This is a genomic window from Curtobacterium sp. ME12 (genome assembly GCF_903970855.1).
Taxonomy (GTDB): domain Bacteria; phylum Actinomycetota; class Actinomycetes; order Actinomycetales; family Microbacteriaceae; genus Curtobacterium; species Curtobacterium poinsettiae_A.
In genome coordinates this window covers 89,576-112,462 of the sequence record NZ_CAJCKD010000006.1, presented here as the reverse complement: position 1 = coordinate 112,462, position 22,887 = coordinate 89,576, and the positions used below count along the sequence as shown (strand labels likewise).

At 72.0% G+C, this 22,887-nt stretch carries 26 protein-coding genes; 15 read left to right on the top strand and 11 right to left on the bottom strand.

Annotation, left to right across the window (positions count from 1 at the left end; translation table 11 throughout):
• The 3 genes from H7A73_RS05305 to H7A73_RS05295 form a co-directional block, all read right to left on the bottom strand.
• On the bottom strand, positions 1 to 2,511 hold a 2,511-nt coding region (locus tag H7A73_RS05305; protein ID WP_259362720.1), incomplete at its 3' end, for an alpha/beta fold hydrolase.
• Positions 2,508 to 3,581, bottom strand: coding sequence for a 3-oxoacyl-ACP synthase III (locus H7A73_RS05300; RefSeq protein ID WP_182064995.1), 1,074 nt, complete (start codon positions 3,579 to 3,581; stop codon positions 2,508 to 2,510). The genes H7A73_RS05305 and H7A73_RS05300, both read right to left, overlap by 4 nt.
• A 69-nt stretch (positions 3,582 to 3,650) precedes the next feature.
• A complete protein-coding gene (locus H7A73_RS05295; protein ID WP_182064987.1) occupies positions 3,651 to 4,829 on the bottom strand; it encodes a RimK family alpha-L-glutamate ligase in 1,179 nt (392 codons plus the stop codon).
• A gap of 87 nt (positions 4,830 to 4,916) precedes the next feature.
• On the opposite strand from H7A73_RS05295, the gene H7A73_RS05290 reads away from it, so the two are divergent.
• Positions 4,917 to 5,399 carry an ATP-dependent zinc protease gene (locus tag H7A73_RS05290; RefSeq protein WP_027465989.1) on the top strand — a complete coding sequence of 161 codons (483 nt, stop codon included), beginning with the start codon at positions 4,917 to 4,919 and terminating at the stop codon, positions 5,397 to 5,399.
• Positions 5,400 to 5,516: 117 nt separating this feature from the next.
• Here H7A73_RS05290 and H7A73_RS05285 read toward each other — a convergent pair whose 3' ends face one another.
• Together H7A73_RS05285 and H7A73_RS05280 are read right to left on the bottom strand one after the other, a co-directional pair.
• The gene (locus H7A73_RS05285) at positions 5,517 to 6,410 is read right to left on the bottom strand and encodes an alpha/beta hydrolase (RefSeq protein ID WP_182064986.1); all 894 of its coding nucleotides are present in this window, start codon (positions 6,408 to 6,410) and stop codon (positions 5,517 to 5,519) included.
• The gene (locus H7A73_RS05280) at positions 6,407 to 7,024 is read right to left on the bottom strand and encodes a TetR/AcrR family transcriptional regulator (RefSeq protein ID WP_182064985.1); all 618 of its coding nucleotides are present in this window, start codon (positions 7,022 to 7,024) and stop codon (positions 6,407 to 6,409) included. The genes H7A73_RS05285 and H7A73_RS05280 overlap by 4 nt, the downstream gene beginning before the upstream one ends.
• Before the next feature lie 23 nt (positions 7,025 to 7,047).
• Between H7A73_RS05280 and H7A73_RS05275 the strand changes: the two genes are divergently transcribed.
• The 6 genes from H7A73_RS05275 to H7A73_RS05250 all read left to right on the top strand — a co-directional run bounded on the left by H7A73_RS05275 (position 7,048) and on the right by H7A73_RS05250 (position 13,085).
• A complete protein-coding gene (locus H7A73_RS05275; protein WP_220456591.1) occupies positions 7,048 to 8,211 on the top strand; it encodes an MFS transporter in 1,164 nt (387 codons plus the stop codon).
• 83 nt (positions 8,212 to 8,294) lie between these two features.
• Entirely contained in the window at positions 8,295 to 8,987 is a 693-nt protein-coding gene (locus H7A73_RS05270) for a peroxiredoxin-like family protein (protein ID WP_182064983.1), read from the top strand.
• Positions 8,988 to 8,997: 10 nt separating this feature from the next.
• Complete coding sequence (locus H7A73_RS05265) at positions 8,998 to 10,272, top strand: sensor histidine kinase (protein WP_182064982.1); 1,275 nt, start codon at positions 8,998 to 9,000, stop codon at positions 10,270 to 10,272.
• On the top strand, positions 10,254 to 10,985 hold the full coding sequence (locus tag H7A73_RS05260; RefSeq protein ID WP_182064981.1) for a response regulator: 732 nt from the start codon (positions 10,254 to 10,256) through the stop codon (positions 10,983 to 10,985). Before H7A73_RS05265 ends, H7A73_RS05260 begins: the two co-directional genes overlap by 19 nt.
• 145 nt (positions 10,986 to 11,130) lie before the next feature.
• Positions 11,131 to 12,012: an ABC transporter ATP-binding protein gene (locus H7A73_RS05255; protein WP_027465984.1), complete on the top strand. Its 882-nt coding sequence runs from the start codon at positions 11,131 to 11,133 to the stop codon at positions 12,010 to 12,012.
• Complete coding sequence (locus H7A73_RS05250) at positions 12,009 to 13,085, top strand: ABC transporter permease (protein WP_182064980.1); 1,077 nt, start codon at positions 12,009 to 12,011, stop codon at positions 13,083 to 13,085. The genes H7A73_RS05255 and H7A73_RS05250 overlap by 4 nt, the downstream gene beginning before the upstream one ends.
• Positions 13,086 to 13,164: 79 nt before the next feature.
• On the opposite strand, the gene H7A73_RS05245 is transcribed toward H7A73_RS05250, so the two are convergent.
• The 3 genes from H7A73_RS05245 to H7A73_RS05235 all read right to left on the bottom strand — a co-directional run bounded on the left by H7A73_RS05245 (position 13,165) and on the right by H7A73_RS05235 (position 15,115).
• On the bottom strand, positions 13,165 to 13,395 hold the full coding sequence (locus H7A73_RS05245) for a helix-turn-helix domain-containing protein (RefSeq protein ID WP_071245067.1): 231 nt from the start codon (positions 13,393 to 13,395) through the stop codon (positions 13,165 to 13,167).
• Complete coding sequence (locus H7A73_RS05240) at positions 13,395 to 14,006, bottom strand: hypothetical protein (protein WP_182064979.1); 612 nt, start codon at positions 14,004 to 14,006, stop codon at positions 13,395 to 13,397. The genes H7A73_RS05245 and H7A73_RS05240 overlap by 1 nt, the downstream gene beginning before the upstream one ends.
• 77 nt (positions 14,007 to 14,083) lie before the next feature.
• Positions 14,084 to 15,115 carry a YeiH family protein gene (locus H7A73_RS05235; RefSeq protein WP_182064978.1) on the bottom strand — a complete coding sequence of 344 codons (1,032 nt, stop codon included), beginning with the start codon at positions 15,113 to 15,115 and terminating at the stop codon, positions 14,084 to 14,086.
• Between the two features lie 56 nt (positions 15,116 to 15,171).
• On the opposite strand from H7A73_RS05235, the gene H7A73_RS05230 reads away from it, so the two are divergent.
• The 4 genes from H7A73_RS05230 (at position 15,172) to H7A73_RS05215 (ending at position 17,928) form a co-directional block, all read left to right on the top strand.
• The gene (locus tag H7A73_RS05230; protein WP_182064977.1) at positions 15,172 to 15,855 is read left to right on the top strand and encodes a hypothetical protein; all 684 of its coding nucleotides are present in this window, start codon (positions 15,172 to 15,174) and stop codon (positions 15,853 to 15,855) included.
• Entirely contained in the window at positions 15,852 to 16,517 is a 666-nt protein-coding gene (locus tag H7A73_RS05225; RefSeq protein WP_182064976.1) for a hypothetical protein, read from the top strand. The genes H7A73_RS05230 and H7A73_RS05225 overlap by 4 nt, the downstream gene beginning before the upstream one ends.
• A 92-nt stretch (positions 16,518 to 16,609) precedes the next feature.
• Positions 16,610 to 17,437, top strand: a complete 828-nt coding sequence (locus tag H7A73_RS05220; RefSeq protein WP_220456590.1) for an alpha/beta hydrolase — start codon at positions 16,610 to 16,612, stop codon at positions 17,435 to 17,437.
• A 146-nt stretch (positions 17,438 to 17,583) separates the two neighbouring features.
• Positions 17,584 to 17,928, top strand: a complete 345-nt coding sequence (locus H7A73_RS05215) for a hypothetical protein (RefSeq protein ID WP_182064974.1) — start codon at positions 17,584 to 17,586, stop codon at positions 17,926 to 17,928.
• A gap of 97 nt (positions 17,929 to 18,025) precedes the next feature.
• Here the strand turns inward: H7A73_RS05215 and H7A73_RS05210 are convergent, their stop codons facing one another.
• Both H7A73_RS05210 and H7A73_RS05205 read right to left on the bottom strand, forming a co-directional pair.
• The gene (locus H7A73_RS05210) at positions 18,026 to 19,405 is read right to left on the bottom strand and encodes an MFS transporter (protein WP_182064973.1); all 1,380 of its coding nucleotides are present in this window, start codon (positions 19,403 to 19,405) and stop codon (positions 18,026 to 18,028) included.
• Between the two features lie 198 nt (positions 19,406 to 19,603).
• Positions 19,604 to 19,774, bottom strand: coding sequence for a hypothetical protein (locus H7A73_RS05205; protein ID WP_164941189.1), 171 nt, complete (start codon positions 19,772 to 19,774; stop codon positions 19,604 to 19,606).
• 169 nt (positions 19,775 to 19,943) lie between these two features.
• Between H7A73_RS05205 and H7A73_RS05200 the strand changes: the two genes are divergently transcribed.
• The 4 genes from H7A73_RS05200 to H7A73_RS05185 all read left to right on the top strand — a co-directional run bounded on the left by H7A73_RS05200 (position 19,944) and on the right by H7A73_RS05185 (position 22,599).
• Positions 19,944 to 20,723, top strand: coding sequence for a LamB/YcsF family protein (locus tag H7A73_RS05200; RefSeq protein ID WP_182064972.1), 780 nt, complete (start codon positions 19,944 to 19,946; stop codon positions 20,721 to 20,723).
• On the top strand, positions 20,720 to 21,352 hold the full coding sequence (locus H7A73_RS05195) for a 5-oxoprolinase subunit B family protein (protein WP_182064971.1): 633 nt from the start codon (positions 20,720 to 20,722) through the stop codon (positions 21,350 to 21,352). The genes H7A73_RS05200 and H7A73_RS05195 overlap by 4 nt, the downstream gene beginning before the upstream one ends.
• A complete protein-coding gene (locus H7A73_RS05190; protein WP_182064970.1) occupies positions 21,349 to 22,233 on the top strand; it encodes a biotin-dependent carboxyltransferase family protein in 885 nt (294 codons plus the stop codon). The genes H7A73_RS05195 and H7A73_RS05190 overlap by 4 nt, the downstream gene beginning before the upstream one ends.
• Positions 22,234 to 22,296: 63 nt before the next feature.
• Positions 22,297 to 22,599, top strand: coding sequence for a putative quinol monooxygenase (locus H7A73_RS05185; RefSeq protein WP_182064969.1), 303 nt, complete (start codon positions 22,297 to 22,299; stop codon positions 22,597 to 22,599).
• A gap of 52 nt (positions 22,600 to 22,651) precedes the next feature.
• On the opposite strand, the gene H7A73_RS05180 is transcribed toward H7A73_RS05185, so the two are convergent.
• On the bottom strand, positions 22,652 to 22,834 hold the full coding sequence (locus H7A73_RS05180; protein ID WP_182064968.1) for a hypothetical protein: 183 nt from the start codon (positions 22,832 to 22,834) through the stop codon (positions 22,652 to 22,654).
• Between the last annotated feature and the right edge of the window lie 53 nt (positions 22,835 to 22,887).

Here is a 22,887-nt window from a genome sequence, read left to right as displayed (position 1 = left end):
CTCGACGACGGCCACCACCTGCTGCGTGCCGACCGGACCGATGCCTGCGACGCCGGCGCGTCCGACACCGTCGACGCCCTCGATCCGCTGCTCCGGCCCCACCGGCGTGACGACCCCGTCCGGGGTGGTGAGCACGTGCTGCAGCCGGCCCTCGACCCAGATCCGTCCCGCGGCGTCCAGGTGCCCGACGTCCCCGGTGCGGTGCCCGCGCGGGTCGTCGACGCCGAGGCGCGAGACCCGGTCGGTGCGCCAGAGCCGGTCGTAGTGGTCGCGCACGTGTGGTGCCGCGACGACGATCTCGCCGGTGACCCCGGGCTCGTCCGTCAGGGCTCCGGTCGAGCGCCCGGAATCGTCGAGCGGCGCGATGCGGACGCGGACGTTCGCTGCCGGCACCCCCACGCAGATCCCCTCGTCGTCGGACCGCCCGGCGGCTCGGACCCCGTCGAGGTCGACGTCCGTCATGAGCAGCCCCTCGGTCATGCCGTAGGGGGTGTGCGCGCTGGCGTTCGGCATCAGCTCGGTCGCCGCGGTCAGCAGCGCAGCCGAGACGGGAGCCCCGGCCGACAGGAACAGCCGCACGCCCCGCAGTGCCCGGCGGTCGGCGTCGGTGAGTTCCGAAGCGGTCGCGACGACGTTCGCAAGGGCCGCCGGCGACAGGAACACCACGGTGGCGTCAGCCGCGGCGACCGAGGCCGCGACCGCCTTCGCCGTCAGGGTGCGCGGCGCGGTGACGTCCATGTCGGGCGCGACCGACCGGGCGCCGAGGGCCGGGCCGAGCAGCGCGAACGGTGCGAAACCGGCGACGAGCCCGGTGCCGACACCGACGTCGTACTGGGTGGCCAGGGCGTCCCGGACGGCACTGAGCTGCCCGTGCGTGTACACGACGCCCTTCGCCGGGCCGGTCGATCCCGAGGTGAAGAGCACGGCAGCGGGCGCGTCAGACGACGGGGCCGCCGGCAGCGCGGTGCCGTGGGCGAGACGGCGGGCGCCGCGGCGGGCGACGTCGACGAGCGTGTGCTCCACCCGCAGTGCCTTCCGGGCCGGCGCGGGCAACGAGACCGTCGCGATGCGTCGCCCCGGCCAGCCGAGCGCACGCGCGGCACCGAGCCCGGGCAGCGCGCCGATGATCCAGTCCGGTCGGGCTCCGCGGACAGCCCGGGTCAGGCCGCCGAGTCCGAGTCCGGCGTCCGCGACGACGACGACCGCCCCGATCCGCACGCAGGCGTACAGGGCGGCGGTCAGGTCGGCGCCGGGGGTCACCAGGAGCGAGACACGGTCGCCGCTCCGGACGCCCAGGTCGTCGAGTCCTGCGGCGATCTCGTCGACCCGTCGGGCGAGCAGCCGCCACGTGATCGTGCGGGGGCCGCCGGCGGCGGCCATCTCGACCAGCGCGGGTTCGTCGCGCTCGCGCAGTTCGTCGAGCCGCGCCCAGAGCGGCGGGGTCGCCTGTGCGGGCGGTCCCGGGTCCACGGCGGAATGGAGGCCCGTGGGGGCCTGGGCAGGACGGCCACCGTCCGGCAGGCGGTCACCGAGCCAGTCGAACACCGCGCCCGCCACGTCGGCGTCCTCGGGCAGCAGGTGCCCGGCGCCCTCGAACCTATGGACGTCGGCGTGCGGCACGCGTTCGGTCAGGTCATCGAGGTAGCGCTCGAGGAACACCGGGTCGCGCGGACCCCAGAGCAGGAGCACCGGCACGTCGAGCGCGGCGACACCGGCGGCGATGCGGTCGAGTTCTGGGGCGCTCCGGTGCCGGGCGTCGACGGGGATGTCCGCGACGAAGCCGCCGATGCCCCCGCGTCGGGCGGCACCGCGGTAGGGCGCCCGGTAGCCGTCGGCCGTGGCACGGTCGAGCTTCGGGTGCGCGATGGCCAGGGTGGTCTCGAGGAACGCCGGGGTCACGACCGTCGCGCGGCCGAGCATCCCCGGGCCGAGGGCGAGCCGCAGCGGTGCCGGGATCGGGGCGTCGTCGGGCTGGTGCACGGCGGTGTTGCACGTCATCGCGGCGGCCAGGACGTCCGGGTGGTCGACCGCCCACCCGAGCGACACCACACCACCCCAGTCGTGGCCGAGGGTGACGACCGGTCCGGTCAGCCCGAGTTCGTCGGTCAAGGCCCCGAGGTCTGCGACACGCTGCGCCAGTCCGCGCTCGACGCCGGTGCGCTCCGAGAACCCCATGTCGAGCTGGTCGACGGCGACCACGCGCCAGGCCGGACCGCCGGCCTGGGCGACCTCGAGCGAGGTGCGGAGCACCGACCGCCACAGGTACGACCAGGTCGGGTTGCCGTGCACGCACAGGATCGTGCCGACCGGTTCCACACCGAGCGCGGCCAGGGCGCCGGCCGTGTCGAGGAGGTGCCACGTGCGCGCGGCGCGATCCGTTCCTCCTGAGCGATCACCGGACCACTCGGGGACCGTGACCAGACGCGACCACGCCGGGTCGAGGCCGGGCAGGGAGGGCGGCTGCGTCGCCGGAGCCGTGCTCGCGGCGACGCGGGGCAGCCGGGACCTCACCAGTGGAGTTCCATCATCGCCGTGTTGATGCCGGAACCGACGCCACCCAGGAACACGCGGTCACCGCGACGGATGCCGCCGGAAGCGACCTCGTCGGCCAGGGTGATCGGGATCGACGCGGGACCGACGTTGCCGAAGCGCTGGTAGGTGGTGGGGACCTTGTCGCGCGGGATGCCGATCGCCTCGACGAAGGCGTTGGTGTGCACGTCGGAGACCTGGTGCAGCACGTAGCGGTCCATGTTCGCCCAGTCGAAGTGGGCGCGGGCCTCGGTCCAGGCGGCGACGACGAGCTCCATGCCGCCCTTGAGCAGCATCTTCGCGTCCGTGAACATGCCGTCGACGCTGCCGACGCACAGGTCGTACCACTGGGTCGCCGCGCGGGTGACGCCGCCGACGATCCGGTGGCCCTCGGGGTGCAGGTCCGCCGGGCCGAGCACGGCCGCAGCAGCGCCGGACCCGAGGGTCAGGCTGGCGAACTCGCTCATGAAGTCCTTGCGGTTCCGGCCGCCCTGGTTCAGGCGGTCGATGGTGTTGAGCTGCACCTGGTCGGCGTCCTCGCCGTCGACGACGAGCGCGTACTTGATCTGCCCGGAGTCGATCATGCCCGCGGCGACGCTCATGGCGTTGACGAACCCGAGGCAGGCGTTCGCGATGTCGAAGTTGATCGCCGACGACGGCAGGCCGAGCCCGTGGTGCAACCGCACGGCGACGCTCGGCTCCAGGTGCGGGCGCGTCACCGAGGTGTTGATGAGCAGCCCGATCTCGTCGGGACGGACACCGGCCTCGGCCATCGCGCGACGTCCGGCGTCGATCGCGGCGTCCTGGAAGGTCTGCCCTTCGCCCCAGTTGCGACGCTCGATGACCCCGGCGACACGCTCGAGCAGCCCCATCGGCAGACGGAGCCGACGGAGGACCCCGCGGAGCTTGGCCTCGATGTCGGCCGAGGTCGTCACACGCTCCGCCGTGGTGGTCGCCACGGAGAGCAGTGAGACGTTCCGGTGCTTCGCCGTGGCGTTGCCGGGCTGCTCCGGTTCACTGCTCGATGCCTGGTCGACCGGCCGTTCCGTCATGATCGTCACCGACACATACTTCCGCATCTGGCCTGTGTGCGCGATCCGGATGCGCTGGACGGCTCCGGATCAGACGTCCTTCGGCAGCTTCCGCACCTTTGCTCGCCGCTTGCGGCGCTCGGGGATCATCGACCGCATCTCCTCGAGCTTGCCGAAGCAGAGCAGCCGGTCGCCCGGTTCGAGGGCGACGCCGCTGCGCGGGTTCGGGATGACGTTCGAGCCGCGGTGCAGCGTGAGGACCGTGATGTCCCGGTCCCAGAGCCCGGACTCCTTGATCGTCTTGCCGACCAGGTCGGCGTTCGTGTGCACGAGGAGCTCGGCGACGCCGTAGCCCGTCGAGACGGACAGTCGCTGGCGGACGTCGATCTCGGGGAACGCGACCTGGTTCGCGATGAAGTCGACGACGGCACCGGCGATGTCGAGGCTGGTGGCACGCTCGACGCCCTCGAGCCCTGGCGACGAGTTGACCTCCATCACGAGGGGCCCGTCGTTGCCCTCGAGCATGTCGACGCCGGCGACCTTGAGTCCCATGATCTGCGCCGAGCGCACGGCCACGGCCTCGTACTCGGGCGAGAGCGTGACCTTCTCGACGGTGCCGCCGCGGTGCACGTTCGAGCGGAACTCGTCACCCGAGGCGGTCCGGCGCATCGCCGCCACCACCCGGTCACCGACGACGAGGGCCCGGATGTCACGACCGCGGCTCTCGGCGATGAACCGCTGGATCAGGACGTTCTGCTTGGTGGAGTGCAGGGTCTCGACGATCGACTCGGCCACCTTCGCCTCGGGTGCCAGGATCACGCCGATGCCCTGCGTGCCCTCGAGGAGCTTGATGACGACGGGCGCGCCACCGACCCGTTCGATCGCGCCGCGCACGTCGTTGCGGCCGGCCACGAAGGTCGTCGCCGGCATGCCGATGTCGTGCCGCGACAGGATCTGGTTGGCCCGCAGCTTGTCGCGCGAGTTCGTGATGCCGTTCGCCGTGTTCGGCGTGTAGACGTCCATCTGCTCGAACTGGCGCACCACGGCGGTGCCGTAGTAGGTGATCGAATTGCCGATGCGCGGCAGCACCGCGTCGTAGTCGCTCAGCAGCTTGCCGCGGTAGAGCAGGTCCGGGTCGTCACCGGACAGGTCGATCGCGAAGCGCAGGGTGTTGAGCACCTTGACCTCGTGGCCGCGGTCGAGTGCCGCTGCGCGGAGGCGCTGGGTCGAGTACGCCTGGGGCGCGCGCGACAGGATGGCGAGTTTCATCGAGGGGTTCTCCGCTGGGTCGGATCGACGGCGACGCCCCATCAAAGCATGCGGACGTGGCCACGGAGCATGCGACAGGATGGGCACATGGCGCGAGCTCCGAAGTCCTCCGACAGCGGGCTCGTCGTCGCCGGGTGGCGGGAGTGGGCGGGACTGCCGGACCTCGGCGTGCCGTGGATCAAGGTGAAGCTCGACACCGGCGCCCGGAGCTCCGCGTTGCACGCCTTCGACCTCGAGGAACTGCCCGGCGAGCGGGTCCGGTTCTCGCTGCACCCCTGGCAGGACACCGATGCCGACGCCTCCACCATCGAGTGCGACGTGCACGACCGGCGGATCGTGCGCAGCTCGACCGGACACACCCAGGAGCGCATCGTCGTCCGCACGCGGATCGCGTTGGCCGGGCAGGTCGTCGAGTCCGAGGTCACCTTGAGCAACCGGGACCAGATGGGGTTCCGGATGCTCGTCGGTCGCGAGGCGCTCCGGCAGGGCTTCCTCGTCGATCCTGCGCGGTCCTTCATGGCCGGGCGGGCTCCGAAGGAGATCCGGCGCCGCAACCGCGGACGCGCCTGAGCGCTCCTGGTCGCGCGACGCGGGCCGTGGGGTGACCGGTCGACGGCCTGGAGGCGCGGTGCGGGGCTGCCACGGGCCTCCCGTCCGCCTCGACGCGCGTCTCGGGCGTTGCCCGGGTCAGCGACCCAGGTGGCGGCCGAGGAAGGCGAGCTGCTGGGGCGCCAGACGGCGCCAGTAGCCGTGCGTGTGGGCGCCGGGTGCGAAGCCCCCGGCCGGAGGCGTGTCGAAGCCGTCGACGTAGGCGTGCACCGCCGGCGCGAACCCGTCACCGTTGCCGCAGTCGACGCGGACGGCGACGCCATCGAGCGCGCGCTGCCGGCCGAGGACGGTGTTCGCGCGGAAGTCGGCAGCATCGTCGAAGGCGCCCCGGGCGGTGTCGGCGGCCGACTTCCAGAGCGCCGGGCTGATGGCCGAGACGGCTCGGACGCGCTCGGCACCGAGGACCCCGCCGAGCCGGAGCGCTCCGAAGCCACCCATCGAGTAGCCGGTCAGGGCGAGGCGGTCCGTGTCGAATCCGCGGCGGGCGATCAGGGGCAGGAACTCGTCGACGACCATCGCGGCGGGATCGTCCCCGTCGGCTCGTGGGTGCCAGTAGCGGTTGCCGCCGTCGATCGAGGCGATCGCGAACGGAGCTCCGCCGTCGGCGACGTGCGCCGCGAGGAACCGGTCGTAGCCCAGGCTCCGCCCGAAGAACGAGGTGTGGTCGTCGCCGTAGCCGTGCAGGGCGACCGCAACCGGCAAGGGGGCGTCCGACGCCGGGGCCGCGATGGTCCAGCCGACGGTGCGGCCGTTCCGCGCCGCCGACACGAAGGTGCCGGAGGTGGTGGGGACGGGCTCGACGTCGGGGACCGTGCCGTCGGTGCCGTCCAGACCGAGGACCCGGTACAGGGTGGAGCGTCCGGGCAGCAGGCTCAGGTTGATCGCCTCGGCCACGGCTCCCGCGGCGACGACGCCCGTGCCACCGATCAGCAGGGAACGCCGCGTGATCGTGGCAGCACGCGATCGGGTCATGGGGTGGGCGCCGTTCCGTCTGCGGTGTCTCCGTCTGGGGTGTCTCCGTCTGGGGTGTGTTCACGGATGAGGGCCGCGGCGACGGACCGTGCCGTCGTCGTGTCGAGCGCGGGATCGCGCAACCGCATCGCAAGGGAACCGGAGACGATGAGGAGCAGCTGGTCGGCGAGGGCGTCGGCACGCGGACCGACCACCGGCACCGCCTGTGCCAGGAGCCGCTGGCGCAACGTGGTGGTCTCGAGGTCCAGCACCTGTCGGACCTCGGCGGGGGCGTCGGCGTACTCGGCGGCGGTGCCGAGGAAGGCGCACCAGCGGGAGCCCGTGGGCGTCGAGCGGTAGTCGTCGAGGGCGTCGAACACCGCCAGGAGTCGGCCCAGGTCGTCCCGTTCGGCGGCGACCGCACGGTCCCAGGTGGCGATCCAGTCCTCGTGGCGACGGGTGAGGGCCGCGGCGACGAGCGACTCCTTGCTCGCGTAGCCGCGGTACAGCGTGGCCGTCGAGACCCCGGCCCGTTCCAGGACGGCGTCGATCGGGGTGGCGGCGATGCCCTGTGAGAAGAAGAGCTCCTCGGCGGCGTCGAGCAGCCGTTGCTCGGTCCCTGGGCGCATCACCATGAGAGCACCCTAGGCTCTGAAAAGTGAAACGATCGTTTTCGTTACGACACCGACTGCTCCTCGTGAGCGGACTCGGCCTGATCGCCGCCACCTACGGGCTGGTGCGCCTGGCGTACGGGCTGTTCCTGCCCGACGTGCAGCGCGACCTGGGGCTCCGGTCCGACGCCGCCGGGTGGGTCTCGTCGGGCGCCTCGGCGATGTACTGCGTCGGTGCGGTCGCCGGCTTCCTGCTCGCCGCACGGATGCCCCGGGCGCTCGTCGCGGTCTCGACCCTGGTGGCGGGGGTCGGTGCGATCGCCATGGCGGCGGCCGGCGGCTCGCTGGCGTTCGGCATCAGCGCCGTGGTCGCGTCGGCGGGTGCCGGACTCGCGTCCCCCGCCCTCGTCCGGATCGTCGCCGAGCAGGTGCCGTCGGCGCTGCTCGGTCGAGCGCAGGCGATCGTGAACGCCGGCACCGGCCCCGGGCTCGTGGGCGCCGGGGTGCTCGCACTCGTGCTGCTGCCCGACTGGCGGACGGCCTGGGCGGTGTCCGGGGTGTTCGCCCTGGCCGTCGGAGCACTGCTGCTCGTGGTGTCCTGCGGCGGGGCTGCCGCGTCCCGGGCACCACTGCCCGGCGCTCCGTGGTTCACGGCACACCGAGGGGTCCTCCTGCTGGCGCTGCTGTTCGGGGCAGGCTCCGCCGTCGTCTGGACCTACGGACGTTCGGCGCTGGTGGAGGCCGGCGCGTCGGTCGTCGTCTCGGTGTCGGCCTGGATCGCGCTCGGGATCGGCGGAGCGGCCGTCGTCATGACCGCCCGGTGGACGAACGGATTGCGCGCCCGGACGCTCTGGGCGGTCACGGCGGGGTCGGTCGCCGTCGCCGTCGTGGTGCTGGGGGCAGCGCCGCAGTCGACGGTCGCGGCGCTGCTGGCGTGTGTCGTGTTCGGCTGGGGCTACACGGCGGCGACCGGGGCGCTGATCGCGTGGACGACCGAGATCGATGCCGAGCGGTCGTCGGCGGGCACGTCGATGCTGTTCGTCGCACTCGTGCTCGGGCAGGCTGTCGGTGCGGCGGGTGCCGGAGCGCTCGTCGGTGCGATCGGGTTCGTCGCGACGTTCGTGGTCGGGGCAGGCGTGACCGCGGCGAGCGCCGTGCCCGCGGTGGTCCGAATCAGCTCCCGGTCACCGCAGTTCTGTGACGATCCGTGACACACCGGCGACCGGTGCCGAGTGCTCCGTGCCTACGCTCCGTGCGGGCGGCGACCCGGCCGACCACGACCATGGAGTAACCGATGCCCCAGGAAACCATCGCTCGTCGCGTCGACGAGTTCAACGTCGGCTTCACCGCCCAGATCGGTCCCGAGCTCAGCACCGTCTTCGATCGCGAACAGGCAGACCTCCGTGCCGCCGGGGTCCCCGTCGCGGCGCTCGGGGAGGGCGACAGCGCGCCAGATGCGGAACTGCTCGACGCGACCGGTTCCGCCACCAGCCTGCGACAGATCCGAGGCGGCGCACCGACCGTGCTCGTGTTCTACCGCGGCGCCTGGTGCCCGTACTGCAACCTGACCCTCCGCACCTACCAGCAGGAGCTGCTCCCGGCGCTGCAGGACCGGGGCGCGCAGCTCGTCGCCGTCTCACCGCAGACCCCGGAGGGCACCGAACAGGCGATCGCGAACGGCGAGCTCGCGTTCCCGGTCCTGTCCGACCCGGAGAACGCGCTCGCGGGCCGGTTCGGCGTCGTGACGGCGCCGAGCACCGAAGCGCGAGCAGCACACGCGCAGCTCGGCTTCGACGTCGCTGACAGCAACGCGGACGGCACCGCGGCGATCCCGTTCCCGTCCGTCTTCGTCATCGACGAAGACGGTGTCGTGCGGTTCGCGGACGTGCACGTCGACTACACGAGTCGGACCGAGGTCGCGACGGTCCTCGACGCCCTCGACTCCCTCGACTCCCTCGACTCCCTGGAGGTCGAGCGCACCCAGTAGCGTTTCCTGCATGGGGACGACGGCGGAGTGGTCGCGACTGCCGGTGGGGCGGGACGAGTACCGGCAGGACACGGTGCTCGCAGTCGTGCTGGCCGGCGGGCTCGCCGTCACGACGTTCCTGTACGGGTCGGCCGGTACGTACGGTGACGACCAGGCCGCGTGGTGGGTCTCCGCGCTGATGATCGTCGCGAACGCAGCCCCGATCGCGTTCCGCCGCCGGTTCCCGATGTCGGTGGCCCTGGTGTCGGCGGTGGCGTTCGCCGCGACGCAGCTGCTCCAGGTGCCCGAGGTCTTCCTCGTCAACTTCACGCTCTTCATCGCGCTGTACACGGTGGGTGCGTGGTGCTCCGACCGGGTGCGGGCCGAAGCAGTGCGCTGGGTCGTCATCGGCGGGATGTTCGCGTGGCTGTTCGTCGCGATCTCGTTCGGGTGGGCGTCGCCGAACGCGCTGCCGAACGACACAGACTCCCCCGTGGCGCCCTACGTGGCGATCTCGCTGCTCAACATCGTCATCAACGTGATCTACTTCGGCGCCGCCTGGTACGCCGGCAACCGTGCCTGGGCCTCCGCGGTCGCACGGCACCAGCTCGCCGAACGCACCGCCGAACTCGCCGCCGAGCGGGAGCGGTCCGCGGCACAGGCCGTCACGATCGAGCGGGTCCGGATCGCCCGCGAACTGCACGACGTGGTCGCTCACCACGTCTCGCTGATGGGCGTGCAAGCGGGTGCTGCACGGCGCGTGATCGACCGCGACCCGGCTCAGGCAACCGCTTCGCTCGGGGTGGTCGAGGAGAGCGCCCGCACCGCGGTGGAGGAACTCCGACGGATGGTCGGCACCCTGCGCTCCGACGACGACGCGGACGGCCTCGGGACACCGCATGGCGACGGCCCGAGCACCGAGGGCATCACCCGGATCGCCGAACTGGCCGAGTCCGCCCGGGTGGCGGGCCACCCCGCCGAGTACGTCGTCGTGGGCGACGAGCGCCCGGTACCGCCGACGGTGGCCGCGGTGGCGTACCGGATCGTGCAGGAAGCGGTGACGAACATCCTCAAGCACGCCGGACCGACCGCCCGCGCCGACGTCCGGCTGCGGTACCTGGACGACGGCGTCGAGGTGGAGGTCACGGACGACGGGCTCGGTGCCCGTGCCGCCCGGAGCACCTCCGGCAGCGGCCTCGGACACGTCGGGATGCGGGAACGCGTCGCCGCCGTGGACGGACGGATCGAGATCGGGCCACGAGCCCGAGGAGGTTACCTGGTGCGGGCATGGCTGCCGACGACGTGAACGCGACGACCGACCTGACCATCGTGCTGGTCGACGACCAGGAGCTCGTCCGCGCCGGGTTCCGCGTGATCCTGGAGTCCGAGCCCGGGTTCCGGGTCGTCGGCGAGGCCGCGGACGGCGCAGGGGCGGTCGAGGCCGTGCAGCAGCTCCGTCCGGACGTGGTCTGCCTCGACGTGCAGATGCCCGGCGTCGACGGGCTCGAGGCGGCACGACGGATCGCGGCACTGCCGGACCCACCGGCGGTGCTCATCCTCACCACGTTCGACAGCGACGACGCGCTGTTCCAAGCGCTCGAGGCGGGGGCGAGCGGGTTCCTGCTGAAGAACGCCTCCCCCGAGCGGCTGATCGACGCGGTGCGGACCGTCGCCGCCGGGGACGCCCTGCTCGCGCCGGACGTCACGCGCCGGGTGATCAGCCGGGCGACGGCGTCCGCTGCGGCCCAGCCCTCGGCGACCACCACCGCGACGACTGCGACGACCGACACGACGACCACGACGGGCGACGACGCACTCGCCGCGGCCGGGCTCACCGAGCGGGAGACCGAGGTGCTGCGACTGCTCGCCCGCGGCCTGAGCAACGCGGAGATCGCCGCCGAGCTCTACGTCGGGGACGCCACCGTGAAGACCCACGTGTCGAACGTGCTCCAGAAACTCGCACTGCGCGACCGGATCCAGGCCGTCGTCTGGGCGTTCGAGCACGGCGTCGCCGGCTGACCGGACCGGACCGACGCGCGCTCCTCCCCCACGTGGTGGAGCCGACCACCCACCGAAGTCCCGCCTGGCGGCGGAGGCGGGGCGTGCCTCCCGGCCAATAGCGTCGGACGCAGCGACGACCAGCGTCGCGACGAAGGGGAACGACATGCTCACCATCGAAGGGGTGACCAAGCACTTCGGCGACCGCCGCGTGCTCGACGACGTGGGGTTCACGGTCGGCAGCGGCCGCCTCACCGGCTTCGTCGGCGGCAACGGTGCCGGCAAGACCACCACCATGCGCATCATGCTCGGCGTGCTCCAGGCCGACGCCGGCTCGGTCTCGATCGACGGCACCGCGGTCCGTCCCGCCGACCGCCGCCGCTTCGGCTACATGCCCGAGGAACGCGGTCTGTACCCGAAGATGCCGGTGGCCGAGCAGATCACCTACCTGGCCCGGCTGCACGGCGTCGACAAGCGCGCCGCGACGACCCGCACCGGCGAGCTGCTCGAGCGCCTCGAACTCACCGCTCACGCCGGCGACCCCGTCGAGAAGCTCTCGCTCGGCAACCAGCAGCGCGTGCAGATCGCAGCGGCGCTGGCACACGACCCCGAGGTGCTCGTGCTCGACGAGCCGTTCTCGGGCCTCGACCCGATGGCCGTCGACACGGTGCTCGGCGTCCTGCGCGAGACCGCGGCCCGCGGCGTCCCGGTGCTGTTCTCGAGCCACCAGCTCGACGTGGTCGAGCGGCTGTGCGACGACGTCGTCGTCATCGCCGGCGGCACGATCCGCGCCGCCGGTCCGCAGGAGGAACTCCGCAAGCAGGCCGGTCCGGCCGCCTGGGAGCTGCTGGTCGACGGGGACGTCGCCTGGCTCCGGGACGAGCCGGGTGTGGCCGTGCGGGAGTTCGACGGCGGGTACGCGGTCTTCGAGGCCGACGCCGCCACCGCCCAGCGCGTCCTGCAGCGCGCCGTCCAGCACGGCACCGTCGGGTCGTTCTCGCCGCGGGTGCCGCGGCTCAGCGAGGTCTTCCGGGAGGTCGTCCGATGAACAACTCCTTCGTGCAGGCCGTGCGGCTCGTCTCCGCACGTGAGATCCAGGCACGCATCCGCAGCAAGGCCTTCGTGGTCTCGGCACTCATCCTGATCGGCATGGTCGTCGCGTCGATCGTCGTCGGCGGGATCGTGAGCAAGGCCACCGCCGACGACACCACCCCGGTCGCGGTCGTGGACGGCGTCTCACTGCCGACCACCAGCGGACTGGACGTCACCAAGGCGGCATCGGTCGACGACGCCGAACGGCTCGTGACCGAGGGCGACGTCGACGCGGCGATCGTGCCGTCGGACGACCCGCTCGGCTACGAGGTCGTCGGACTCGACGAGGCACCGTCCGAGGTCGTCTCGGCGTTGAGCGTCGCCCCGCGGATCGAGCTGCTCGACCCGGACGCGTTGCCCGGTGGCCTGGTCTACCTGATCGCCATCGCGTTCGGCGTCGTGTACTTCGCGTCGGCGGTCACGTTCGGCCAGTCGATCGCGCAGAGCGTCGTCGAGGAGAAGTCGACACGGGTGGTCGAGATCCTGATGTCCGCGATCCCGGCCAGGGCGCTGCTCGCGGGCAAGGTCCTCGGCAACAGCATCATGGCCTTCGCCCAGATCGTCGCGGTGGCCGTCGCCGCCATCGTCACGTTGGCGGTGACCGGGCAGGACAACATGTTCGCGATGCTCGGCCCGAGCATCCTGTGGTTCATCGGCTTCTTCGCGATCGGGTTCGTGCTCCTCGCGTCGCTGTTCGCCGCGGCGGCCGTGCTGGTGTCACGCCAGGAGGACGTCGGCAGCGTCACCACCCCGGTGATGATGCTCGTGATGATCCCGTACTTCCTGATCATCGTCGCGTACGACAACCCGACGATCCTCGGCATCATGTCCTACGTGCCGTTCAGCGCCCCGATCGGCATGCCGATGCGGATCTTCCTGGGGACAGCCGAGTGGTGGGAGCCGATCCTGTCGCTCGTCATCGTCGCCGCTTCGGTCGTCGCGGTCGTGGTCATCGGCGCCCGCGTCTACGAGAACGCCCTGCTCCGCACCGGCAGTCGCGTGAAGCTGTCCGAGGCGCTGCGCGGCTGACGCCGCAGCCCCGGCGGGTCCGGCCGGGAGGCCCGCCCCACGTGAGCAGATCCGCTCACGTCGGGCGGGCCTTCCGTCGTCAGTCCGTGCGCACCGAGAACACGTCGCCCGGTTGGCAGCCGAGCACCTCGCACAGCCGGGTGAGGGTCGAGAACCGGATCGCGCGTGCCCGGTTGTTCTTGAGCACCGAGAGGTTGACGACGGTCACACCGACACGGTCGGCGAGCTCGGTCAGGGTCATCCCACGCTCGGCCAGCAGGTCGTCGAGGTGGCAGACGACGGCGTGGCCGTCCTCCTGTTCCGGGGGCATCAGACCAGGCCGGCCTGGTCCCGCACCATCCGCTGCGAGGCGGTGAGCGCGAACCGGAAGCAGATGACGACGAGCAGGCCGAGGTACACGGGCAGGAACTGGTGGTCGACCACCGGGGTCGGCAGGTACCCGTCCCAGCCGAGGCCCGACACCACCCAGTTCCACCCCATCCGGCGGACGAACGACGGCAGGAACCCGGCCACCAGCACCGCGCCGGCGAGCCAGTCGAGGATCCGGGTGGTCGAGCGGTCGAAGAGCCCGCCGCGTGAGATCTTCCAGGCCACCGCCGCGACCAGGGCGATGAGGGCGCTGACGAGCAGGACCTCGAGGGCGTCGCCGACGCGGATGTACCCGATCGCGCCGCCCGGCACGTCGGCGACCGGTGCCCGGAGCACGAGCTGGTCGGAGGTGACCGCCGCACCGCCGGGGGGCTGCGGGACGGCACTGGTCTCGCGCATCCGGATCGGCACCGCGACCGTGCCCGAGGTGATCGAGCGGACGAGCTGGTCGACGTACCGCCACACCACGAAGACGATGCCGATCGCGCACGAGACGACGTAGGCCAGGTAGGAGTTCCGCCCGCGGGGCGGTTCGTAGACGGGTGTGGTCATGGCTGCTTCCCCTGTCGATCATCGATACCATCGAATTTCGATGCAACGATAAACGATAGGTCCAGTGCCGGCAACCCCTAGAGCAGACCGAAGGCCGCCTGCATGCCGAGGCTCGTCCCCGCCACCAGGGCCCAGAGCGCGATCCCGAGCAGCATCGGTCGGAACCCGGCTCGTCGGAGCGCGGCGAAGTCCGTGGAGCATCCGATCGCGGCGAGCGCCACCGTGATGAGGAACGAAGCGGCCGTCGCGAACCCCGGTGCCACGGACGCGGGCAGGACCCCGACCGTCCGGAGCAGCACCACCACGAGGAACCCGATCAGGAACCACGGCACCAGCCGGAACACACGGATTCCCCGACCCGTCCCCGAGGCGGGGGCGAGCTGCTCGCGTGAGGCGCGGCGGGCCTCCAGTCCGGCGAGCCCGATGACGATCGGGATGATCATCAGGGTGCGCACCAGCTTCACGACGACCGCGGTGTCGGTCGCCTGGCGGCCGTAGACCGTCGCGGTGGCGACGACGGACGACGTGTCGTTCACGGCGGTGCCCGCGAAGACGCCGAAGGCGTGCTGGCTGAGGCCCAGGGCGTGCCCGAGCAGCGGGAAGGCGAAGACGGCCGCGATGTTGCAGAGGAAGATCGTCGACATCGCGTAGGCGACGTCCGCACTGACCGCTCCGATGACGGGTGTCACGGCGGCGATCGCCGAGGCGCCGCAGATGCCGGTCCCGACACCGATCAGGGTGCGGAGTGCGCCCGAGACCCGGAGCAGTCGCCCGATCCCCCAAGCGGCCACCAGGCAGACGACGAGCGTCGCGAGCATCACCGGCAGGGTCTCACCGCCGATGCGCAGGACCTCGCCGATGGACAGCTGCGCGCCGAGCAGGACCACGGCGAACTGCAGGACCCGGCTCGACGAGAACTTCACGCCGGGAGCCAGCGCGGCGAGTGTGCCACCGGTGCGGCGTCGGACGAGCCACCCCACGACGGCACCGATCAGGACGGCGGGGACGGGGCCGCCGACCACCGGGACGACCCGGCCGACGAGGGTGGCGACGATGCCGATCGCCACGGCGAGGGCGACACCGGGTGCGGCGGCACGGACGGACTGCATGAAGACAGCATGTCGCGCCCGCGGACGATCCGTGCCGTGACGGGCAGGATGGGACGGTGGAGTACTCGGGGGAACGGTGGGTGCAACGGCTGCGCGACGGGGAGATGCCGAAGCGGTGGCCGTTCTTGCTCGGGTTGGCGATCGTGACCGCGGCCGGCGGCACCGGGGTCGTGTTCTCGATCACGCACCTCGACGTCTTCCTGCACTCGGAGGCACGCCGTCCGTTCGCCCTGCCGCTGTTCTCGGTGGTCCTGCTCGTGCTCGGCCCCGTCGCGGCAGTCCTGTCGCGGATGCGCGGCCGGAGTGACCGACGGATCCTCGCGAGCATCCGTCGGCACGGCACGACGCCGCACTTCCACCTGCCGGTCCTGCGCACGGGCGACTACACCCTCGACGACTTCCCGGAGCCGAGGCCCGAGATGTGGACGGTCGATGCCGCCGGGCTGCACGCGTGGTCGCCGGAGCGGGAGACTCCGGTGTTCGACCTGGCGTGGCGTGCTGTCGGTTCGTTCGAACTCGCCTCGGCTGAGGTCCGTGGGCAGCGGGCGGACACCGGCATCTGGATCATCACCGAGGCCGTCGGACGGTTCGCCGTGCAGCCGCGGCCAGCGATCGGACGGCCCTTCGGAGCCAGCGCGACGAAGATCCACATCGAGTTGCAGGTGCTCCGGTCACTGCACCGGGAACTCGGGTCCCAGCAGGACGCCGGGCGTCCTGGTCAGACACGGACCGAGGGATGAGCCCGGCGGACGAGCCCTGGGTGCAACGGCTGCGCGACGGGGAGATGCCGAAGCGGGGGCCGGTGCTGCTCGCAGCCGTCGTCACCACGGCAGTGGGGGTCGCCGCACTGGTCGCCGAGTTCGCGTTCCCGGACTTCCTGCGCGGCATCGACAACGCGCGGACACAGGGGTCGTTCGTGCTGTGGCCGATGCTGGTCGCCGGGTTCGGGGTACTGCTGGCCGTGTCGACACTGTCCTCCGGGCGAGGCGACCGCCGGACGCTCGCGCACATCCGAGCGGGGCGGGCACCCCGATTCCACCTGCCCGTGCTGACGTCCGGCCTGCGCACCTCCGACGACTTCCCGAAGCCCCGCCCCGAGGTCTGGACCGTCGACGAGTTCGGCCTGCACGCGTGGGCACCGTCACGGGACGCGCCGGTGTTCGACCTGCCGTGGGCGCGCATCCGGCGGTTCTCCGTCGCGACGAGGGAATCCCGCGGTCAGCGCGCCGACTTCGGCGTCTGGATCAGCACGACCGACGGTGACGACGTGGTCGTGCAGCCGCGGTCTGCCCTCGGACGCGGGTTCGAGGCCGGACCGGACAAGCTCGACACCCTCGTGCGGGTCCTCCGCACCCTGCAACGAGAGCTCGGCGTGGCCCCTGCGCGGGCCGACCGTCACTGAGCGGGCGGGGTGTCTCCCGTCATCTCGACGCGGCCGGTCTCGTCGTTCCAGGTGAAGGTTGCGATGGTGCGGCGTCCTGCGACACTGCTCCCATGCGGGGGATGCACCAGGACCCGATCGAGGTCGCGGACGACCGGATCGACGGACCACACGGACCGGTCCCCATCCGGCGGTACCGACCTCGGGACCGGAGCGCCGGCAAGGGATCCCCGACCCTGGTCTGGGTGCACGGTGGCGGGTTCTTCCGGGGCGACCTCGACCTGCCGGAGTCCCACGCCGTCGCTCGGGCACTCGCCGAGCGCGGCCTGCCGGTCGTGACCGTCGACTACCGCCTCGGACCGCTGCCCGGACTGCCCTGGCTCGGCCGGGGAGGACCGCGAGGGCGACGCCGGGCACCGCACGCGCGGGACGAGATCGTCGCAGCGCTCCGGCACCTGCAGGACGAGGCGCCCGCCGGCCTGCTCGGCGGAGCGAGCGCGGGTGCGTGCCTGGCGGCATCCGCGGTCGCGACCGCCCCGCCGCTGGTCGGCCTCGTGCTGACCTACGGGTTCTTCCACGCCCGGCTCCCCCGTGACCCGGCGGTGCGGCGACTCGTCCGAGGGCACCGGCGGCTCACGCACGCGCCGCTGCTGCTCGACCTGAACAACCGGGCCTATGCGGGCGGCCGCCCCGCTGCGGTCCACCCGGCGTCCGACGACCTCGGCGGGTTCCCCCGCACCCTGCTGATCGACGCCGAGCGGGACGTGATGCGCGCCTCGGGCGAGCGCTTCGCGAACGAGCTCGAGGCCGCGGACGTCGAGGTCGAACGACACGTCCTGCCGGGCAGCCGTCACGCGTTCCTCAACCGACCCGGCACGCGGGACTTCGACGACACGATCGAACGCGTCGCGGAGTGGGCTGACCGGACGCCCATCCGCTGAGCGCTCATCCGCCTGCGAAGGGCGGACATCCGGGAACGGCAGGCACACCGCGGACGTACTCTGGAATCGGAAGCAACGGCGGTTCCGAATCCCCTTCGCCACGCTCCCAGCCGTGGCGCCTCACCACCGTGACGAAGAGTTCCATCGTGACCGAACACCTCATCGAGTACGTCGCCCGCGACCGCACGGGCATCACCGCCGTCGTGACACCGACCGGTGTGATCGACGTGGACACCGTGATCCAGCACATCCGCGCCGGCCACGCGGGCTACTACGTGGCTGCCGACTCGTGGAAGCGCACGCCGGTCCGGAGCATGTCGTTCATCGGCGGGACCTACCTGTTCGCCAACTGGGACGGATCGAAGCGGAACATGCTGCACGACCTGGCATTCCGCTCACCGACCCGCTCGATCGAGACGCCCCACGAGCCGGAGTCGCGGTTCTCGCGGTTCCTCGACGCGGTGTTCGGCAGGCGCACACCGCAGCTGTGACCCCCACCCACCGGGTGAACACGCGTGGCGCAGGGGACCGCCTGGAGGCGCGGCGTGCGTCGCGGACGCAGGTCGCGCCTCCAGGCGGTTGCGTCGGTCAGCGGACCGACTTGATGGGCAGGATCACGAGGGCGCCGAGGATGACGGCGACGCCGGCACCCCAGAGCATGAGGGTGTAGTTGCCGCCACCACCGATGCCGAGCAGGAACAGGCCGACGGCGGGGGCGAGCGACTGCGGCAGGGCGTTCGCGATGTTGATGACGCCGAGGTCCTTGCCGGGGCGCTCCGGGTCGGGCAGGACGTCGACGATCAGGGCGGTGTCGATGGCGGCGTAGATGCCGAAGGCGAACCCGAGGACGATCTCGGCGAAGTAGAACCCGCCGACGGTGTCGACGTGGGCCAGGATGACCAGGCCGACGGCGGTCATGGCCGTCGACCCCCAGACGAAGGCCTTGCGACGCTGGATCCGGTCGGAGACCCATCCGGACAGGGCGGCACTCACGAGCAGAGCGATCGTGTACAGCAGCACACCGAACGCGACGACGCCGACTGCCTCGGACTGCGGGAGGCCGATCTGGTCCTCCATGTACAGCAGGCGGTACGTGGTGAACATGAACGTGCCGAAGGTGATGAGGAAGCGCCCCCACCACGCGAGCCCGAAGTCGCGGTGCTTGATCGGGTTCGTCCAGAACGAGCTGATGAGGTTGATCCAGCTGAACGGCTTGAACGGTGTCGTCGGCAGCTCGTCACGGGCCACGATCGAGTAGACGACGATCGCGACGATCGCCAGGACACCGGGTGCGATGAAGAGCAGCGGCAGGTTGCCGACCAGGTAGACGGCGAGGTACAGGCCCGCGAGGATCGCGATGTTCTGCGCGAGGGCGATCGCGCTCGACGCCTTGCCGCGCTGGAACTCCGGCACGTTGTCGGCGAAGCTCGCGGTCAACGTCGCGAGGACCGCGTTCGCCGAGACCTGGGCGAGCACCCACGCGAAGGTGAGCTGCAGGACGTCCGGGGCGAAGGCGAGCCAGGCGAGGGCGACGACGAAGACGAGGACTCCGCCGACCATCCAGGGGCGGCGACGGCCCCACCGCGTGCGGGTGCGGTCCGAGATCGCACCGAACAGCGGGTTGGCGAACAGCGCACCGAGGGCACCGAACGGCAGGACGGAGCCGACGACGGTCTCGGGGCTCGACGGGTTGAGCTCGGTCGCCTTGATCGACATGCTGACGAACACCGGCGTGAGCAGGGCGAAGAAGAGGCCGAACTGGCCGAGGCTGAGCGCCCAGAGGTACCCCTTGCCGACGCGGAGCGTGGAGACCGACTGGGTGATGCCCTCGACCGAGAAGGCGCGGGACGCCGCGGCCTCGGACGTGGTCGACCCCGAGGTGGCGGTGGCGGGCGGGACCGCTGTGGCACCCAGGCCGCCCAGGGGTTCCTTGGGGCCGGGTTGGTTGTTCGACGTCGGTGTCGGCATGACTCCTCCTCGAGTCATCGGGGGCTACCGCCCTCTCAATCCCTAGTCCTACTAGGTGATCGGGACAGTAACACCGAAAACCGTTTCCCGGAAGGTTTCTGACGTGATGTTGCGTGGATCGCGCGGGCGCAGCACGACGCCCCCGCTGCCGTGTGACGACGGGGGCGTCGTGGCGCGTCAGCCCGCCGGCCGGGGCGCCTAGTGCTCGCCGTCCTCTTCCGGGTTGAAGTGGGAGTCGTCACCCGTGTGACCCGCGGCCAGGCCGTCCGGGTTGTTCGGGATGGTGTTGTCGTCGCCGAGGCCGCCCGGCTTCTCGGTGCCCTCGGAGTCGTTCTTCGGGGCGTCGTGCGTGTTGTCACTGTCGGTCATGAGCTGCTCCAGTGCAGAGATCGATCCGGCAGCACTGCCGCCGGTGGTACTGAGGACTCGGACAGTACGTGGCGCACCTCGGAAACCGCCGTCCGACCGGAGGAAGCGGATGACAGGGACCGGGGCGATCGGTAGATTGTTCAACAACCCGCGAGGACAGGGAGCACCCGTGACGACGATCGACCTGAACAGCGACCTGGGCGAGGGCTTCGGCGCCTGGACCATGGGCGACGACGCCGCGATGCTCGATGTCGTCTCGAGCGCCAACGTCGCCTGCGGGTTCCACGCCGGCGACCCGACGATCATGCTCGCCACCGCCCGCGCCGCCGCCGAGCGTGGTGTGGCGATCGGCGCACACGTGGCCTACCGCGACCTGATCGGCTTCGGCCGCCGGCCCGTGCACGTCACGCCCGACGAGCTGTACGCCGACGTCGTCCACCAGCTCGGCGCGATGGCCGCCACCGCGAACGTCGCCGGCACGGCCGTCACCTACGTCAAGCCGCACGGCGCCCTGTACAACACGGCCTGCGCCGACCCGGTGCAGGCGGACGCCGTCGTCCGTGCCGTGACCGACGTCGACCGGTCCCTCGCCGTGCTCGCGCTGCCCGGGTCGGAGCTGCTGCTGGCGGCCGAGCGGCACGGGCTCCGGGCGGTGAGCGAGGCCTTCGCCGACCGCGCCTACGAACCCGACGGCTCACTGGTGTCACGGAAGCAGCCGGGCTCGGTGCTGCACGACCCGGACGAGGTCGCTGCCCGGGTGCTCCGCATGGTCACCGACGGGGTCGCGGCCGCCGTCGACGGGTCCGAGGTCGCCGTGCGTGCCGACTCGGTCTGCGTGCACGGCGACTCCCCCGACGCGGTCGCGATGGCCCGAGCCATCCGGGCGCTGCTGACCGAGCACGGCGTGACGATCGCGCCGTTCGCACCGTCCCCGCCGCTCGCGCCGTGACGGGTCCCGAGGTCCGCTCCGCCGGCGGCACTGCACTGCTCGCGACGTTCGAGACCCTCGCCGACGTCGTCGCCTTCCGCGCCGGGCTCGCACAGACCACCCTGCCGGGGCTGACCGAGGTCGTCTCCGGCGCCCGGACACTGCTGCTCCGGTTCGACCCGACCACGACGGACGCCGGGCGCCTCCGCTCGGAGCTCATCCAGGTCGCCCCGGTCAGCGCCACGCTCGACACGCACGAGACCGAGCCGCTCGTCATCCCCGTCACCTACGACGGTGAGGACCTCGACACCGTCACCGAGCTGACCGGCATGCGGCGGGACGAGCTCGTGGCGTGGCACACCGGGCAGCTCTGGACGAGCGCGTTCTGCGGCTTCGCACCCGGCTTCAGCTACCTCACCGGCAGTGATCGACCGCTCGACCTGCCTCGCCGCAGCACCGCCCGGACGGCCGTCCCGAGCGGGGCCGTGGCGTTGGCCGGCGAGTTCAGCGCCGTCTACCCGCGGACATCGCCCGGCGGCTGGCAGCTCATCGGCCGCACCGACGTGCCGATGTGGTCGCTCGACCGCACGCCCCCGGCACTCGCGCCCGCCGGAACCCTCGTCCGTTTCGTCGTGGCGAGTGCGGCATGACCGCGCTGACCGTCCTGCAGGTCGGCTACGGCGCGACCACGCAGGACCTCGGGCGCCCCGGCTTCAGCGACATGGGCCTCGGGGCGGCCGGGGCCGCCGACCGCGGCTCCGCAGCACTCGCCAACCGGCTGGTCGGCAACCGTCCCGACGCGGCCGTCCTGGAGGCCCTGCTCGGCTCCGTCACGCTCCGCGCCGACGCGTACGTGGTCGCGGCCACCACCGGCGCGGCCTGCCCCGTCGAGGTCGAGCGGGCGGACGGATCGGTCCGCGGTGCCGCCTCGCACGAGGTGCTGCTGCTGGCCCCGGGCGACACGCTCCGGATCGGCTCCGCGACCGTGGGCCTGCGCACCTACGTCGCGGTCCTCGGGGGCTTCGCGGTCGCCCCGGTGCTCGGCAGCCGCTCGTGGGACTCCCTCGCGCGCCTCGGTCCGCCGCCGCTGTCGGCCGGTGACGTCCTGCCCGTCGGCGACGCCCGGGCGTCGTGGCCGATCGTCGACGCGGTGCCGCAGCCCGAAGCCCGGTGGTCCGACGAGCCGGTCGTGCTCGACGTGGTGCCCGGACCGCGCGACGACTGGTTCACCCCGGAGTGGCGTGCGACCCTGACCGGTCAGGACTTCTCCGTCAGCGCGGACAGCGACCGCGTGGGGGTCCGCACCACGGCCGAGACGCCGCTCGTCCGCGCCGTGGCACGCGAGCTGCCGAGCGAGGGCGTCGAGACCGGTTCGCTGCAGGTTCCACCCGAGGGCTTCCCCGTGCTGTTCCTCGCCGACCACCCGGTGACCGGCGGGTACCCGGTCGTCGCCGTCCTGACGCCGTCGTCGGTCGACCTCGCGGCGCAGCTCCGTCCGGGCGATCCGCTCCGGTTCCGCATCCTCGGATGACCGATCCGGAACACGCGGAGGGGGTCAGGAGTTGGCTCGGACACCGCTGACGAAAGGTTCCCCATGTCGATGACCGTCCTGCTCGAGGTCCAGTTCCAGAGCGACGCCCCCGCCGATGCCGTCCAGACGGCGATCCGCGAGACGCTCGAACAGACCGCTTCCTTCCACGGCCTGGAGTCGCTCGAGGTCCTGGTCGACGACGCCGACCCGAACACGATGGTCGTCGTCGAGTCGTGGACGACCGCCGCGGACCACGACACCTACGTGGCGTGGCGGGCGACCCCGGAGGGTGCAGCAGCCATCGGCCCGCTCCTGGCGGCCGCGCCGATCACCCGCACCTTCGCCCGGACCGTCCCGCTCGACTGAGACGGCATCTGCGCCGGGGCCGCAGCACCGCGTCGGCGCCGGACGCGATCGCTCAGATGGTGTCGTCGTCGGTGTCGAGCGGCACCGGTCGGTCGTCGTCGGGGAGCACTTCGTCGTCCGCGTCGTCGACCACCGGCAGGTCGTCGGGGTCGAGCACGGTCGGCTCCGGTTCGTAGTCGGTCTCCTGCGCCTCGCGGAAGTCGTCGAGGGTCTCGTCGTCCTTCGGATCGCTCATGGCCCCGAAGGTACCTCCGGATCCTCGACGTGTCCGCAGACGATCAGCGCTCC